This window comes from Blastocatellia bacterium (assembly GCA_016713405.1).
Lineage (GTDB): Bacteria > Acidobacteriota > Blastocatellia > Chloracidobacteriales > JADJPF01 > JADJPF01.
In genome coordinates this window covers 434,978-451,313 of record JADJPF010000022.1, presented here as the reverse complement: position 1 = coordinate 451,313, position 16,336 = coordinate 434,978, and the positions used below count along the sequence as shown (strand labels likewise).

General features: G+C 34.2%; 11 protein-coding genes and 1 pseudogene. 9 read left to right on the top strand and 3 right to left on the bottom strand.

Annotated elements, in window-relative coordinates:
• Positions 1 to 75: 75 nt before the first annotated feature.
• The 3 genes from IPK14_23410 to IPK14_23400 all read right to left on the bottom strand — a co-directional run bounded on the left by IPK14_23410 (position 76) and on the right by IPK14_23400 (position 3,196).
• Positions 76 to 2,124: a serine/threonine protein kinase gene (locus tag IPK14_23410; GenBank protein ID MBK7996218.1), complete on the bottom strand. Its 2,049-nt coding sequence runs from the start codon at positions 2,122 to 2,124 to the stop codon at positions 76 to 78.
• 218 nt (positions 2,125 to 2,342) lie between these two features.
• On the bottom strand, positions 2,343 to 2,489 hold the full coding sequence (locus tag IPK14_23405; protein ID MBK7996217.1) for a DUF4351 domain-containing protein: 147 nt from the start codon (positions 2,487 to 2,489) through the stop codon (positions 2,343 to 2,345).
• Positions 2,471 to 3,196, bottom strand: coding sequence for an Rpn family recombination-promoting nuclease/putative transposase (locus IPK14_23400; GenBank protein MBK7996216.1), 726 nt, complete (start codon positions 3,194 to 3,196; stop codon positions 2,471 to 2,473). The genes IPK14_23405 and IPK14_23400 overlap by 19 nt, the downstream gene beginning before the upstream one ends.
• Positions 3,197 to 3,537: 341 nt before the next feature.
• Here IPK14_23400 and IPK14_23395 point away from each other — a divergent pair, with 341 nt between their 5' ends.
• The 9 genes and pseudogenes from IPK14_23395 (at position 3,538) to IPK14_23355 (ending at position 16,330) form a co-directional block, all read left to right on the top strand.
• Complete coding sequence (locus IPK14_23395; protein MBK7996215.1) at positions 3,538 to 3,948, top strand: NADH-quinone oxidoreductase subunit A; 411 nt, start codon at positions 3,538 to 3,540, stop codon at positions 3,946 to 3,948.
• Positions 3,949 to 3,950: 2 nt separating this feature from the next.
• Complete coding sequence (locus IPK14_23390) at positions 3,951 to 4,463, top strand: NADH-quinone oxidoreductase subunit B (GenBank protein MBK7996214.1); 513 nt, start codon at positions 3,951 to 3,953, stop codon at positions 4,461 to 4,463.
• A 62-nt stretch (positions 4,464 to 4,525) separates the two neighbouring features.
• Positions 4,526 to 4,996, top strand: a pseudogene (locus tag IPK14_23385) (NADH-quinone oxidoreductase subunit C).
• 29 nt (positions 4,997 to 5,025) lie between these two features.
• Positions 5,026 to 6,261, top strand: a complete 1,236-nt coding sequence (locus IPK14_23380; protein MBK7996213.1) for an NADH-quinone oxidoreductase subunit D — start codon at positions 5,026 to 5,028, stop codon at positions 6,259 to 6,261.
• Between the two features lie 21 nt (positions 6,262 to 6,282).
• Positions 6,283 to 6,747: an NADH-quinone oxidoreductase subunit NuoE gene (gene nuoE, locus IPK14_23375; GenBank protein MBK7996212.1), complete on the top strand. Its 465-nt coding sequence runs from the start codon at positions 6,283 to 6,285 to the stop codon at positions 6,745 to 6,747.
• Between the two features lie 6 nt (positions 6,748 to 6,753).
• Positions 6,754 to 8,037, top strand: coding sequence for an NADH-quinone oxidoreductase subunit NuoF (nuoF, locus tag IPK14_23370; GenBank protein ID MBK7996211.1), 1,284 nt, complete (start codon positions 6,754 to 6,756; stop codon positions 8,035 to 8,037).
• Positions 8,038 to 8,082: 45 nt separating this feature from the next.
• On the top strand, positions 8,083 to 10,329 hold the full coding sequence (locus IPK14_23365) for a molybdopterin-dependent oxidoreductase (protein ID MBK7996210.1): 2,247 nt from the start codon (positions 8,083 to 8,085) through the stop codon (positions 10,327 to 10,329).
• 65 nt (positions 10,330 to 10,394) lie between these two features.
• Positions 10,395 to 13,961, top strand: a complete 3,567-nt coding sequence (locus IPK14_23360; protein MBK7996209.1) for a protein kinase — start codon at positions 10,395 to 10,397, stop codon at positions 13,959 to 13,961.
• Positions 13,962 to 14,203: 242 nt separating this feature from the next.
• The gene (locus tag IPK14_23355) at positions 14,204 to 16,330 is read left to right on the top strand and encodes a PAS domain-containing protein (protein ID MBK7996208.1); all 2,127 of its coding nucleotides are present in this window, start codon (positions 14,204 to 14,206) and stop codon (positions 16,328 to 16,330) included.
• Positions 16,331 to 16,336: the final 6 nt, after the last annotated feature.

The following is a 16,336-nucleotide window of genomic DNA, read 5'->3' as shown; positions in this document are numbered from 1 at the left end:
TCATTGTCTAATAGAAGGTGTCTGTTATTCAAATAGTTACAGCAGATTAATTCCGAATTAGCTAAATTACAGATTTTACAACGATTTAGGTTTATTACTAATAGTGCTACGATTACGAATACGAAATCTTTCTTGTACCAACTTTTGCCATTTTGCTGGTGGTGCATCTTCCTCAATTGCTTGCAGAGAGCTTTCTGTTAAGGTTTCGCCACCTAAATGCAAAGCCTTAAAATAAATTAAAATTGTCATTATATAAACTAAAGGATTTATTAAGATTATAGGTAGAAGCTCTAGTAAAGAGGCTATAGAATTTACTAAAGCGTCTAAAGCTAATGACTTAACTTTTATTAGTTTAAGTTCCATAGCAGGAGCTTCAATAACTGTAGCAACTAAAAAAGGAACGGCAAACATTAACAAAAATGTTAAAAAGGCTGTTGCTGGAACTCGGCTTATTAATTCTTTAGACCTTTTTAATGCTGCAAATCCTTGCCGTTTTTCTATTACTAATACAGGAAATACAAGTAGACAATATATATTTATTATTATCCCTGGAATAATTAATAGTATATAGCCTAGTGAAGTAATGATAATTAAAGGAATTACAGTTCTTAAAACAGGTCGTAAATATTTTTTTATAGTTTTACGAATATTTATTTGTATAGATCTAAGAGGGAAAAACTTTAGCTGAGTTAATTTTTCTACAAAAACAAGTTGACTAATAATAGCGGCTACTAAATGCCCAAAACCATAAAAAATAGCTGTTACAAATATAGCTACAAGTTGAATATTTGAGGAAATATTTCTTTTAGAAAAGCCTTCTTGATTAAGTTGTAAAGATACAGAACCTTCAGAATTTGCAGCACTAATTGAAAGTAAAATAGCTAGAATTATCACTATTAAGTAACTTGCTACAGATAAGCGAAAAATTTGTGGGAAATATTCACTATAAAAACCAAAAGCTTGTCTAAATAAAGCAAAAGTACCTTCTGAGGCAGAACGTAAAGCCCGAGCAAAAGCAGCCGCATTAGCAGGGCGTTCTGAAGGTGTTTTTGCAAGTGCAGACATCACTAATTTATCTACAGCTTTAGGAACATCAGGACGTTTTTTTCTAAGTGAGTCAGGTAAAACCGTCAAATGTTGGTTTATTAGTAGATCTAAGTTTCCCTTAAAAGGTGTTTCCCCTACTAGCATTTCATAAACCATAACCCCTAAGCTATAAATATCAGAACGTCCATCTAATTGCTCGCCTCGGCATTGTTCAGGCGACATATAAATAGGTGTTCCTAGAATTGAACCTATTCTAGTAAGTTGCTCAGAAGATTGTTTTTTTGTGAGATGTAAATTGTTTTTTTGTGTTTGCTCCGAATTACTTTCAGGATTAGATAACTGTATATGTGTTGCTACTTCATCATTATCACTTACAGGCAAATTTGCCACATTACTACTACTACTTTTATCCACAAGTGGTTGAATTGAAGTTTTAGATTCTTGCAGTTGTGATAAAGTATTACCCCTTTGAGCAACTGTTGCTAAAGAATTATTAGTATTATTTGGAATAACAATATTATATAAGCTATTATCCTTAAGGCTATTAATAGGAGCTATTTCATCTTCAAGTTTAGCAAGTCCAAAATCTAAAATTTTTACCGTATAATTACCTTGAATATCAGGTTCTAGCCAAATGTTATCTGGTTTCAAATCCCTATGGATAATACCTTGGCTATGTGCTTCTTCAACAGCGGCGCAAATCTGTTCTACAATATTAATAACAAATTCTAAACGTAATTTACTTTCTTCTCTTAGCACTTCTCCCAATGTACAACCTTGTAAATATTCCATTACAAGGTAAGTAATACGATCTTTTCCAAAATCAGCAAAACCAAAGTCAGTAACATTAACAACATTAGGATGGCAAAGTCTTCCAGCAGCTTCAGCTTCACGGCGAAAGCGTTCTACAAACTCAGAATAGGCCATATATTGAGGAATAATTACTTTTAAGGCTACAGGTCGTTTTGTACCAAGATGAGTAGCAACATAAACTGCTCCCATCCCACCTTGACCAAGTTGGGATTCGATGCGGTATTTTTGGTCTAATACTTGACCTATTAATGATGCGGGGTGCATTTTATCCCAAGCCTTTGTCTACTAAAGAAGCTAAATGTTATTTGGGTAACTTTAGCCAATATTTTAGCAAATCTTATTAGAAAAGCATTTTCTATGTGCCTGGTGTTAACAAAGGAGATTTAACATTCCTAAAAAATACAAAAATAATTTATTTGCTATTAATTATAACGAATAACTCCAAGACAATATTAATAGTTTATTAAAATAAAATATTAATATTAAAGTGTTAAAAACTCCTCTAAAGAATTAATATCAAAAATATTAATAGCCCAAGTTTCTAAAGTCGAAGCATCAGCCAACTTGATCTTATCAACAACTGATTGCGGAAGTGTTCCAAATTTGCGTTCTAAGAGTTTTTGTAAGATTGTTGCAGCTTCTTCTTGAAGACCTTGTTGAAGACCTGTTGAAGACCAGTGTTAATGCCTTCTTGATGGCCTTGCTGGAAAATACCAGAAAGAAAAGAGTTATCACGGATATCAAAAGAGGTAGACATAGAGTTAAGCTCCTGTAAAATAAGGGTTTCAAAGTTTCTAAGACCAGATAAAATAAAAAGTTTAGTTAAAGCATCTTCTCTATCATGTCGAGGAAGAAGGGAAATTTTTTCAAGAATTTGAGCAATAACAAACCGAGTATCACTTGAACGACAAAGAATAGCTAGTAGATTATCGGACAGAAAATTACTTTCTAATAAAAAATTAGCAGGAAAAGAACGAATATCAATAAGTTGATAGCTAAATTGTAAATTAGGATGAGAAATACTGGTAGTACCATTAAATACTTTATTTCCGACATAGATAACTTGTTGCAAAGGAATTTGTCTATATTGCTTAAAGATTAGCCAGTAATACTCTAGCATTCTTAAAACCATTTCTTCATCATCTATACTTTGAAGTTCCAAATGATAAATTCTTCCATTACTTAATCTCATTACTAGATCTGCTCTACGTGTTGCTACTTCTGCAAACTCTATGTTTAGTTGTTCTACTACTTGTAAATTTTCTCCTACTAGCAATTGTACTAATCTATTTGATGTTGCTTGAAATAATTCTTTTAATACTATGTCATATTTCATTTTTCACACCTTGCTTTTATTTTTTAGCATAGATGGATTTTTTTGCAAATTTTTCGCTTATTTTTGCCAAAAATTTTCTTTATTTTTCCGAAAAGCAGTTTTTATTTGCAGAGTCAGTCTGGTAAATCTACCAACTTAATTAAGCTTATCCAAAAGCAAAACAGGGCTTGCTTGACACTAACAAAGAGGTTGTAATAATATGTGCTGTCTGGAAAAGATTGATTTTAGAATCAGTTATCTCAACTCAAACTAATAGATCGAAAAACTAATAGCTGAAATAACTTACGCAACAAATTTTGTTAGTCTCCTAATTCAGTAATTATTAAGTAGGACTTTACACCATGATTAATTATCTTCCCATTTTAATGATGTTGGGTTTGTCTATAGTTGTTGCTGGGACATTAGTTGGTGTTTCTCAATTATTAGGTCAATATATTCCTACACGTGAAAAATTAATGCCTTATGAATGCGGCAAGGATCCTGTAGGTTCAGCACACGAGCGATTTTCTGTTAAGTTTTATATGATTGCTTTACTTTTTATTTTATTTGATATTGAAGCAATATTTTTTGTACCTTGGGCAGTAATCTTTCGTCAATTAGCAGCAGATTTAACTGCTGGTAAAATTTATAACTTAGCAGCTAATGACCTATCCAAAATGTTTGTATTTTGGGAGATGTTAGTTTTTATTGCTATACTTCTAGTCGGATACATTTATGTTTGGAAAAAAGGCATTTTGGACTGGAGGAAATAATTATGGGTTTAGAAAATAAACTTGCCGAAGCTTTACCTGAAGTCTTAACCGCAAGGCTTGATGATTTAGTTAACTGGGCGCGTAAGTCTAGTTTATGGCCTGCTACTTTTGGACTAGCTTGTTGTGCTATTGAAATGATGAATATGACTAGTGCTAGGTTTGACGTTGCTCGTTTTGGAGCAGAAGTTTTTCGTGCTAGCCCACGCCAGGCTGATGTAATGATTGTTGCTGGCCGTGTTTCTAGAAAAATGGCACCCGTGCTACGTCGTATTTACGACCAAATGCCAGAACCTAAATGGGTAATTTCTATGGGTGCTTGTGCTACGGCTGGCGGTATTTTTGATAATTATGCAATTGTTCAAGGAGTTCACCAGGTTGTTCCTGTTGATGTTTATATTCCAGGTTGCCCACCAAGACCAGAAACTTTGATTTATGCAATTATGAAATTACAAGAAAAAATTCAAACAGAATCCTTAAGAAATCGCAGAGATAAAATTGAGGAGGTTATTGCGTGAGCCACGGATCTCTGGAACATTCTGATTCTAATGTTGAAGCACAAGCAACAGATGCTCCTCTTGTGCCAAAATCACTAGTTGAACAAGCTATTGAGCAAGTAAAAGAAAAATTTGAAACTGCAATAGAAGATATAAAAAAGCATGTCGGTGAAACTACTGTTTATATAAAGCGAGAAAACATTGCTGATGTTTGTCGCTTTTTAAGGGATGACCCTAGTTTTCAATTTAATTTACTTTCGGATCTAACATGTGTTGATTGAGGTATAGAAGAAGACCCCAGGTTTGAAGTGGTTTATCATTTAACTTCACTACCTAAACGCACCCGTTTACGCTTAAAAGTACGTGTTAGCGAAGAAGATTGCCATGTTCCAACTGTTGTAGGAGTTTGGCCTACAGCAAATTGGCATGAGAGAGAAACCTTTGATTTAATGGGAATTCGTTTTGATGGACATCCAGACCTAAGAAAAATACTTACTCCAGACGATTTAGAAGGTCATCCACTACGTAAAGATTTTCCATTAAGAGGTTACTAGAATAATTCGGCTATTGAGAGGATATTAATATGTCCAAAGTGTTGGAATATTCCCCTACTAAAACATTTGAACAACAAGTTCGTGAAACTGCGCTAGATTCTAATATTACCGTTAGCATGGGGCCACAACACCCTTCTACACATGGTGTGCTACGTTTAGAAGTTGTTCTTGATGGTGAAACCGTAGTTAATACCATTCCTGATATAGGTTATTTGCATACAGGAATGGAAAAAATTATGGAAACCAAGAAATACCAACAAAATATTACCATTACTGATCGCATGGATTATCTTAACCCTATGGGAAATAATCTAGGTTATGTGATGTGTATAGAAAAATTGCTAGGTATTGTTGACGATATCCCTGAGCGTGCAAAAACTATTAGAGTCATGCTAGTAGAACTACAAAGAATAGCCTCTCATATGGTTTGGTTAGGCACTCATGCTTTAGATATTGGCGCGATGAGTATGTTTTTCTATTGTTTTCGAGAACGAGAGAAAATACTTAATATCTTTGAAGCAGTTTGTGGCGGTAGAATGACAGTTAGTTTCTTCCGTGTAGGTGGGCTTCCTTATGATATTCCTGATTTTGTTCCAGGACTAGTAAAAGAATTCTGTGATAACTTCCCAAATGCCTTAAAAGAATATGACACTTTGTTAACAGGCAATAAGATTTTCCAAAATCGTACTCGTGGAGTAGGAATAATAACTGCTGAAGATGCAATAGCATGGGGTGTAACAGGGCCTTCTTTACGTGGTTCTGGTATAGATTATGATGTACGTAGATATGATCCTTATTGTGGCTATGAAAACTATGATTTTGATGTACCTGTAGAAAAAGATGGAGATGTATTTGCTCGTTATATGGTGCGGATGAGAGAGTTAAGGGAAAGCCATAAAATTGTTAAACAAACCTTAAAACGCCTAGAACCTGGCCCGGTAAAAGCTGACACTCCTAAAGTTTGCTTACCTGACCGCGAAGTAATGCTTAATCAAATGGATGCACTAATCCATCACTTTTTACTAGCAGGACTAGGTTTTACAGTTCCACCAGGTGAAGCTTATCATGCTATAGAAGGCTCTAAAGGTGAATATGGAGTTTATATAATTAGTGATGGCTCAGAAAATCCTTATCGTGTACACGTCCGAGGCCCATCGTTTGTAAATCTACAAGCTTTGCCAATGATGGCTAAAGGCGAAATGATAGCAGATACCGTAGCAATAATAGGTAGTTTAGACATTGTTTTAGGAGAAATTGATCGCTAAAAAGTGATTAAAAAATTAAATATGTTTTCACCAGAAATTGAACAAAAAATAGAAGCTACAATCAATAAATACCCTCATAAACGTTCTGCTCTTTTGCCTTTAATCCATATTGCTCAAAATGAGCAAGGACAAATTACAGAAGAAGCAATTGCTTATATTGCTGAAAAGTTAGATCTTATGCCAGTTGAAGTTTATGAGGTAGTAACTTTCTACAGCATGTATTTTCTAGATCCGATAGGCAAATATAACCTTCAAGTGTGCCGCACTATTAGTTGTATGCTTTGTGGAGCATATGACATCCTGGATCATTTACGTAATAAATTAGGTATTAAAAATGGAGAAGTGACTAAAGACGGACGTTTCCGCTTAACAGAAGTGGAATGTTTAGGCTCTTGTTCTACGGCTCCAGCAATGCAAGTTAATTTTGATTATCACGAAAATCTTACTACTGAAAAAGTAGATCAAATTTTAGCAAAATTACCCTAGGTGACTATGGCAGAATTAAAAGTTCTTACAGCAAGATTTAATACCCCTAATTCAGCAGATATTGACACTTATCTTAAAGATGGGGGTTATCAAGCACTAGCAAAAGCATTAAAAATGACCCAAGACGATGTGATCAACGAGGTCAAAAAGTCCGCCTTACGTGGTCGAGGTGGAGCAGGCTTTCCTGCTGGTGTAAAATGGAGTTTTGTTCCTCGTCAATTAAATAAACCAAAATACTTGGTTTGTAATGCTGATGAGAGCGAGCCTGGGACTTGTAAGGATCGTCCACTGATGGAATATGACCCACACCAATTAATTGAAGGTATGGCTATTGGTGGTTATGCTCTAGGGTCAAACCTATCATTTATCTATATTCGTGGTGAATATTGGTATTTGATCTCAATCTTAGAAAAAGCTATCCAACAAGCCAGGGATCGTGGTTATCTAGGAAAAAATATCTTAGGTACTGGATTTGAACATGACATTATTGTTCACCCAGGAGCAGGTGCTTATATTTGTGGTGAAGAAACCGCGCTGCTTAACTCACTTGAAGGTAAACGAGGTCATCCACGTATTAAACCTCCCTTCCCTGCTGTGGTTGGTCTTTATGGCTGTCCGACAGTAGTCAACAATGTGGAAACTTTAGCAGCAGTCCCCCATATCATTAACAAGGGTGGTGATTGGTATCGCAGCCTTGGAACAGAAAAAAGTGGCGGATCAAAAATGTTTTCTTTAAGCGGTCATGTTAACCGTCCAGGCAATTATGAAGTCAGAATGGGTTATCCATTAATGGATTTTATAAATGAAGAAGGCGGAGGAATGCGCGGTGGTAAAAAACTAAAAGCTGTAATTGTTGGAGGCTCATCTGTACCAATAATTAATGCTGAAGATTCTGCTAAATGTAATCTAGATTATGAATCTTGCCAAAGTGTAGGTACTATGCTTGGTTCAGGTGGTGTAATTGTAATGGATGAAACCACTGATATTTTTGAGACTACTTTTAATTTAATTAGATTTTATAACCATGAATCTTGTGGCTGGTGTACCCCTTGCCGAGAAGGTACAGACTGGTTAATGAAAATCTTTAAGAAAATAAAAGCTGGAATGGGTGAAGAATCCGACTTAGATCTAATCCTTAAGCTTTGCTTTAATATTGAAGGTCGTTCCCATTGTCCACTTGGTGAAGCGGCTGTTTGGCCTATTACTAGTGCTATAAAGAAATTCCCTGAAGATTTCAAAAAACGCTTACATGTGCGTAAATCATTACCAGTAGTGTCAATGGCTAAGTAATAAAATAGATCTTGCTTTCTTTAATATCAACAAACGGAAACAATTATGAGTGATACAGTAAAGTTAAAAATAAATGGCAAAGATTATGAAGCACCCAAAGGAAAGCTTCTAATTGAAGTTTGTTTGGAAAATGATATTCATGTCCCTAATTTTTGTTATTACCCAGATTTAACCCCTCAAGCTGCTTGCCGAATGTGTTTAGTAAGAATTGACAAAATGCACAAGCTTGCTACTTCTTGCACAATAGAAGTAGGTGAAGGAATGAATGTCACTACTGAATCAGAAGAGTTACATGATGCTCGTAAAGGCATGCTGGATTTTATTTTAGGTAATCACCCATTAGATTGTCCTGTTTGTGATAAAGGCGGACAATGTGAATTACAAGACATGGTGTTTGAGCATGGTACAGTTTATGCTCATTATAATGTAAAAAAGAACAATACTCCAGAATGGCGACTTTCTCCATTTATTGCTTATGACCCTCAACGATGTGTTAGATGTTATCGTTGTATCCGAGAATGTACTGAGGTAATGGACGTTAATGCGTTAGGTAAGATTTTCCGAGGTACTCATGAAGTTATAGGGCCTTATGGCTTAGGGATGGATAAAGAAGGAATGGACAAAGGCTATTCCTTAGATTGTGAGCAATGCGGTAATTGTGTAGAAATTTGTCCAGTAGGTGCATTGCTTTCGGTTGATTCTCGCTTTCGTTCGCGTCCTTGGGATATGAAAGAAACCGTCACTACCTGCACACATTGCGGTGATGGTTGTCAAATGCGTTTAGGCACTCGCGGTAACAACTACGTAAGAGTTGCTTCTAAAGATATGACTGGTGTTAACGGTGAATTTCTTTGTGTTAAAGGTCGTTATGGTTGTTCTTTTATTTCTAACCCTGAACGCCTTACTAAACCAATGATTCGCCGAAACGGTCAATTAGAAGAAGTAAGTTGGGAAGAAGCCCTTAAATTTACTGCTGAAAAATTAAAAGAGATTTCTGCTAGTAGTAAAGATGCTGTTGCGGTTTTAGGAAGCCCAAGACTTACAAATGAAGCTAATTTCACTTTACGTAGATTTGCAGAAAAAGGTATTGGGACACGTAGCTTTGGACAGGTTGCCGATGCTGATTGGCATCAGTTTTTTGCTCATCTAACGGCCCCAATAGCTACACATCAAGAAGTTAAAAAAGCAAAAAATATTTTGATGATTGGTGGAGATGCTACAGAAAATCATCCGCTGTCTGGCATGGTCATTCGTTATGCTGTGCGCAAACATAATGCTCGTTTAATGGTTGTTAATTCACGTCGGACAAAGATTGCTAGACGACAAGCAAAGCAATTTTTGCATATCCGCCCAAATTCAGAAGCAGCTATTGTAGCTTCGCTTTTTGAGTCAGAAACAGAACTTCCAAGACTTGCTGAATTAGCAAAAGTAAAAGTTGAACAATTACAAAAGCTTCGTGAACAAGTATTTAACAGCGAAGAACTACTTATTGTTGTTGGGCCAGAAGTACGAGGAGCAACCCTTGCAGCCTTAGCTCAACTAGCAGAAGTTCTTAACAAACAAAAAGAAAGACCTATTAAGTATCTACCTTTAGCAACTTATAATAATACAATGGGTGCTATTGATATGGGACTTGCTCCTAATGGACATAGTTTAATGAGGGCTTTTGGTTCACAAATCCAAGCTTTATATTTAGCCGGTAGCAACCCGGTTGAGCAATATGGAACAGACTGGCAAATAGCCTTAAAGAAATTAAAGTTTTTAGCTGTTGCTGATATGTTTTTAACAGAAACTGCTCAAATGGCAGATGTAGTTTTTCCAGTAAATAGCTTTGCAGAACAAGATGGTACTTTTACTAATAATACTACTCAAGTTCAACGTGTCCAACGTGCAATTGAGGGAGAAGGACAAGTAAGACCTGATTGGATGGTAATTAATGCTTTAGCTCGTGAAATGCGAGTTGATATTGGAGCAAAAGGATCGTCTGTTTCTATTTTCCGTGATATTGCTGCGGAAATTGCTGATTACAAAGGTATTACTTATGAACGTATCAAGAAAGAAAGTGCTATAAAAACAACCAAAATTTTAACAAAAGCTAGAGAGGTTGTAGAACTTTGTGAAGATTTACGTTCAGAATGTTCCAGAATTGATACAAGCATTGACCTAAATCGAACAAATGTTGCACAAGGTGAAGGACTCTTCCGTATTGGCACAATGATGAGAAAATCCCCAGTAATGCATGATGCTTTTGTCAAAGATGAAGAGGTGCAAGCCGCAACAGTAAACGCTTAATAGTTTTCAACAAAAATAAAACACTGACTTCTAAAATCAGTGTTTTATTTTTTATTCTCAAGTTTATGAGAGCCTATTTTTATTTAGCCAACAAATGTTTACCTAAATGGCTCTACTTTTTTTGTTTTTCTTTTTTCATTCCTTTAGTTTTTCTTTTAATTTTACCCATAAAAATATCTGCTCTTGACCCTAAAAAAGACCTAAACCAATATATTCTTAACTCTTGGCAAGATGGGCTACCTCATTTAGTAATTAGAAATATTATTCAAAGTAAAGATGGTTATTTATGGTTAGCTACTTATGAAGGACTAGTACGCTTTGATGGGGTGACTTTTACAGTATTTGATAAAAAAAACACCCCTCAATTTCAAGATAATAGAATCAATGCTATTCATCAAGATAACTTAGGTAATATTTGGGTAGGGACTGGTAAAGGATTACTTTGTTATCAAAAAGGTAAATTTACTTCTTATACGACTAAAGAAGGGCTACCAGGAAATACAATTTATTCAGTTTATCAAGACCGTTCAGAAAACCTTTGGATTGGGACAAATCAAGGGCTAGCTTGCTATAAAGATAGTAAATTTACCATTTATACAACTAAAGATGGGCTATCTAACAATTTAGTTTCTGCAATTTTCCAAGATAGGGCTGGGACATTATGGTTTGGGACAGGAGCGGGAATTAATCAATTTTCTAACAGTACTTTTACTAGCTATAAGCTAGATGATACTGCTATAGGGAATTTTGTTAATAAAATTTTTGAAGATAAAACAGGAATGATTTGGATTGGGACTAATGGCGGACTTAAATCTTTTCTGGAAGGAAAAATAACTCATTTTGGTCAAGAATATGGGCTTTCTTACAACAGTATATCCTCTATTTTAGAAGATCGTGATGGCACGCTTTGGTTTGGTGGCTATGGAACAGGGCTAATTGCTTATAGACAAAACAAGTTTATTACTTTTTCTACTGACCAAGGTTTTTCAGATAATATTATTAGGTCTTTATATGAAGATCAGGAAAGTAGTCTTTGGATAGGAACTAATAGCGGATTAAGTAGGTTAAGGGACGGGGCATTATCTAACTATACAACAAAAAATGGATTACTTAGTGATAATATTCGCTCTGTTTATCAGGCTAAAGATGGAAGTATTTGGGTTGGGACAGATGGCGGTGGAGTAAGTAGATTTTACCAAGGTCAATTTACTAACTATACATTAGAACAAGGTTTAGCTAATAAATTTGTTCGCACAGTTTATGAAGACAAAGAAGGAAATATTTGGATTGGGACAAACAAAGGATTAAATAAGTTTAGCCAAGGTAAATTTTCTCATTATCCAATCAATGATATTTTTTCTATTTCTCAAGATAGTTTAGGCAATATTTGGGTTGGTACTTATGGAAATGGCATTTATTCTTTAAATGGCAGTAAGATTAGCAATTACACAACTAAAGATGGTTTGCCAAGTAATATTGTCCGATCTATTTGTGAAGATTTACAAGGAAATATTTGGTTTGGTACAGAAGGCGGAGGACTAGCTTGTTTTAAGTATGGGAAGTTTACTATTTACAATGAAAAAAATGGTTTATCTGGAAATAGTGTTTTATCAATTTATTCAGACAAAGATGGCTATTTATGGATTGGGACTCAAGACGGAATTAACCGTTTTAAGGATGGCGAATTTTTCCTTTACTCTATAAAATCTGGTCTTTTTGATGATGTTGCTTTTCAAATCCTAACAGATGACAAAGAAAACTTTTGGATTAGTTGTAACAAGGGAATTTACCGAGTTAGCAGACAAGATTTAATGGATTATTCAAACAGTAAAATTGCTAAAATAACTTATAGAGCTTTTAGTAAAGCTGATGGGATGGAAACAAATCAATGTAATGGTAATTCACAACCTGCTGGGTGTAGAAGTTTAGATGGTCGTCTATGGTTTCCTACTGTAAAAGCTTTAGTTTCAATTGATCCTAACTTTGAAAAGAAGAACTCTCTTGTCCCAAATGTTGTAATTGAGCAGATTACAGTTGATGAGCAAGCTTTTTATCCAGAAAAGATGTCATTTTCTCAAGATAATAAAACCTTTAAGTTTTACTATACTGCCCTTAGTTTTATTGCTCCTGAGAGAGTTAAATTTAAGTATATTTTAGAAAATTTTGACTCAAAATGGTCAAATGAAACTAATTTACGTTTTGCTGTCTATAATAACTTGCCAGCAGGAAATTACATATTTAAGGTAATGGCTTGTAATAGTGATGGTATTTGGAATGAAGCTGGAGCAAGTTACCAATTTTCTATTAACCCTTATTGGTGGGAAACACCTTGGGCTTATAGTGGTGGAATTTTTGGTTTGTTAGGATTATTTTATTTAGGTGTTCGTTTTAGGGAACGTCGCTTTTTGCTACGCAATTTAGAATTAGAAGCAAAAGTAATAGCTCGAACTAAAGAACTTGACAAGAAAAACGATGAGTTAGCAGGAAAACTTTTAGAGCTTGACGGTAAAAATAATGAACTTGATAAAAAGAATGAAGAATTAGCTAGTAAAAATGCTGCTTTAGTTCGTTCTCGTGATGAAATAATACAATCAAATAAACGAGCAGAACTAATTTTTAGTGCTTTATCAGACGTTTTACCAGGAACTATTTTAGACGAAAAATACCGAATTGAAAAAAAGATTGGAGCAGGAGGTTTTGGACTAGTTTATCGTGCTACACATTTAACTTTAATGAGAGAAGTAGCAGTAAAAATTTTTCGTCCATCATCAGCAAATACATCTTTAGAAAGCCTAGAACGTTTTCGCCGAGAAGGAATAACAGGTTCAAGAATTAATCATCCAAATGCTGTTGCAGTGCTAGATTCAGGAGTTTCAACTAGTGGAATTGCTTATTTAGTAATGGAACTTTTAGAAGGCCACACATTAACACAAGAATTAGAAAAGGAAAAAATTCTTACCCCCTGGCGTTGTGCAGAAATTATCATACCTGTATGTGAAGCTTTAGAGGCTGCACATACAAGCGGACTTGTTCATAGAGATATAAAACCAGACAATATTTTTCTTCATCAATCCCCACAAGGTGAAGTGGTTAAAGTAGTAGATTTTGGGATTGCTAAACTTGTAGGTGACACATTAAATTTTGATTTAGATACATTAACCCAAAGTGGAATTGTTGGAACTCCAACTTTTATTGCTCCAGAAAGATTATCTAATAAACATTATGATGGGCAAGCAGATGTTTACAGTGTTGGAGTTATGCTTTATCGGATGTTAGCAGGACGACTTCCATTTCAAATAGAGGATAAAAATAATGTTTGGGCCGTAGCCTTAATGCACTTAAAAGAAAACCCTCCTAAGTTAAGAAATATAAATTCAAGTATTTCACTAGAAATAGAAGAGTTAGTAATGAGGCTACTTGATAAAGAGCCTGAAAACCGGCCCAAAGCTAAAGAAGTAGCTAAAGAGTTTGCCCAACTTGTAGGTTTTCAAGTTAACTTAAAAACTACAGGAAAAGTATTTCTTACAGCAAATGAGGATAATGTTTTAGAAGCAAATACAATGAAAATAAGTAATGCGACCAGTGAAGATATAACTATTACCCTTAATAAAAATTCAACCCTAACAAAATAATTCATAAAGTCTTACCTTTATCTATCAAATAAAATTAAAAGATAATAACTCTTCTGTTTACAAATACATAAATCAAAAATCTTAATAACAATATATTAATATCTTGAAAAGACCTTTGGCTTATAGTATTGTACTTAAGTTATAGATGATAAAATGATACGCATATTTTCCTAAAATATATAATACAAGTAATAAATACAGTAAAAATCCCAGTAAGTTAATTTAAGACAGGAAATACCTTAATGCTTACTCAATACTTTAAGACATTGTCTTTTTGTAAGTTAGTTTCTATTTTCTGTTTTTTAATAGGAATAACTAATTTTATTGGTTGGGGGTTTTCTATTGAAAGTTTATTAAGGATAACCCCTGCATTTGCTGCAATGCAGCCAAATACAGCTATTTGCTTTATTTTATCTAGTTTTATGCTTTGGGCATCTATAAGTAATTCATCAGAAGTTGGAAACTTACACAACAAACAAAAATCCTTAATCTATATTTCTTCAATGTTAATAATGTTAATAAGTTTATTATCACTGGGAGAATATTTATTAAAGGGAGATTTAGGCTTAGATCATGTTTTATTTTGGCGACCATTTAAGCAAGTAGGAAATACTAGACTCGGGCCAATGGCCCCTATGACAGCGATAAATTTTATTTTATTAAGTGTAGCTTTTTTCTCTTTTACTACAAAAGTTTTACATAAATATGCTACAGCACAAATATTAACCTTAACTACTGGATTTCTTTCTTTGCTTTCTATTACTGGCTATGCTTATCATTCTGTTACTTTTTATGGGCAAGAACTTAATACACAAATAGCTCTACATACAGCAATATCACTACTAGTTCTATCTTTTGGAATATTTTGGATTTACCCTAACAATGCTATAGCTAGTATACTTAATGGTAGTTATTATGGTAGTACAGTAGCAAGACGTTTACTGCCTGTAGCTATTTTTATGCCATTAGTTTTAGGTTGGATTAGATTAAAGGGGCAGGATTTAGGATTTTATGATACTGAATTTGGATTAACAATATATGCAATTACAACAATAGTTTTTTTTACATCTTTTATTCTTTGGCAAGCTTGGACATTAAATCAAAATGATGTTGCTCGAAGAAAAATAGAGATGGCGCTTAAGGAAAGTGAAGAAAAGTTACAAGCAATATTAAATAATTCTCCATCCATAATATATCTTAAAGATTTAGAAGGTCGATTTATTTTAATGAATGAGCCTTTTGAAAAGGAATTTCAGATACCTAGAAAAACCCTTGTAGGTAAATCGATGCATGAAGTTTTTCCTAAAGAAGCAGCAGATGAATATCTAAAAAATGATAAAAAAGTAATTGAAACAAAAAAAGCTCTTATTTATGAAGAAACAGCACCTCATCAAAATGGCGCACGTACTTATCTTTCTGTAAAATTTCCTATTTTTGATGCTGATGGCAAACCATATGCTTTAGCAGGTATTTCAACAGATATAACAAAAAGAAAAAAGTTAGAAGAAGATTTGCGTAAGCTAACTGAAGAATTGGAAAAGAAAGTTGAAGAGCGAACCAAACAATTAGAATTAACAAATAAACAGTTGCAAGAAGAAATATTAGAGCATAAAAAATCTCGTAAAGAGATTGAAAAATTAAATGTAGAGTTAGAAAAGCGAGTTTTAGAACGTACTGAACAACTTAATGCTACAAATAAAGAACTAGAAGCTTTTAGTTATTCTGTATCGCATGATTTACGCGCACCATTAAGACATATAAATGGCTTTATTCAATTGTTAGAAAAACATGCTACTGTTAAGCTAGATGAAAAAGGTAACAGATATATTAAGATTATTTCTGAAGCAGCACAAAAAATGGGAGTTTTGATTGATGAATTACTTGCATTTTCTCGAATGGGAAAACAAGACATGTCAACTACAATAATTGAGCTTGGAGAAATAGTTAAGGAAGCAGTCAAAACACAAATAGAAATGTCAGGAAAAGATAATATAACGTGGATTATCAATGACTTACCAAAGGTTGATGCAGATGCAGCAATGTTAAGAGTTGTTTTAAACAACTTAATTTCTAATGCTATAAAATACTCTAGTACATGCTCTACTCCAGTAATAGAAATAGGATCAGAAACTTCGTCTATGGAAGAAATAATCTTTATTCGTGATAATGGAGTTGGATTTGATATGCAATATGCTAATAAGCTATTTGGGGTTTTTCAACGCTTGCATCGTGCAGATGAATTTGAAGGTGTTGGAATTGGACTAGCCACTGTTAGACGTATTATTCATCGGCATAAAGGAAAAGTTTGGGCAGAAAGTAAACTAAATGAAGGAGCAACCTTCTATTTTTCATTACCTAAAATAAACTAGGAGTTT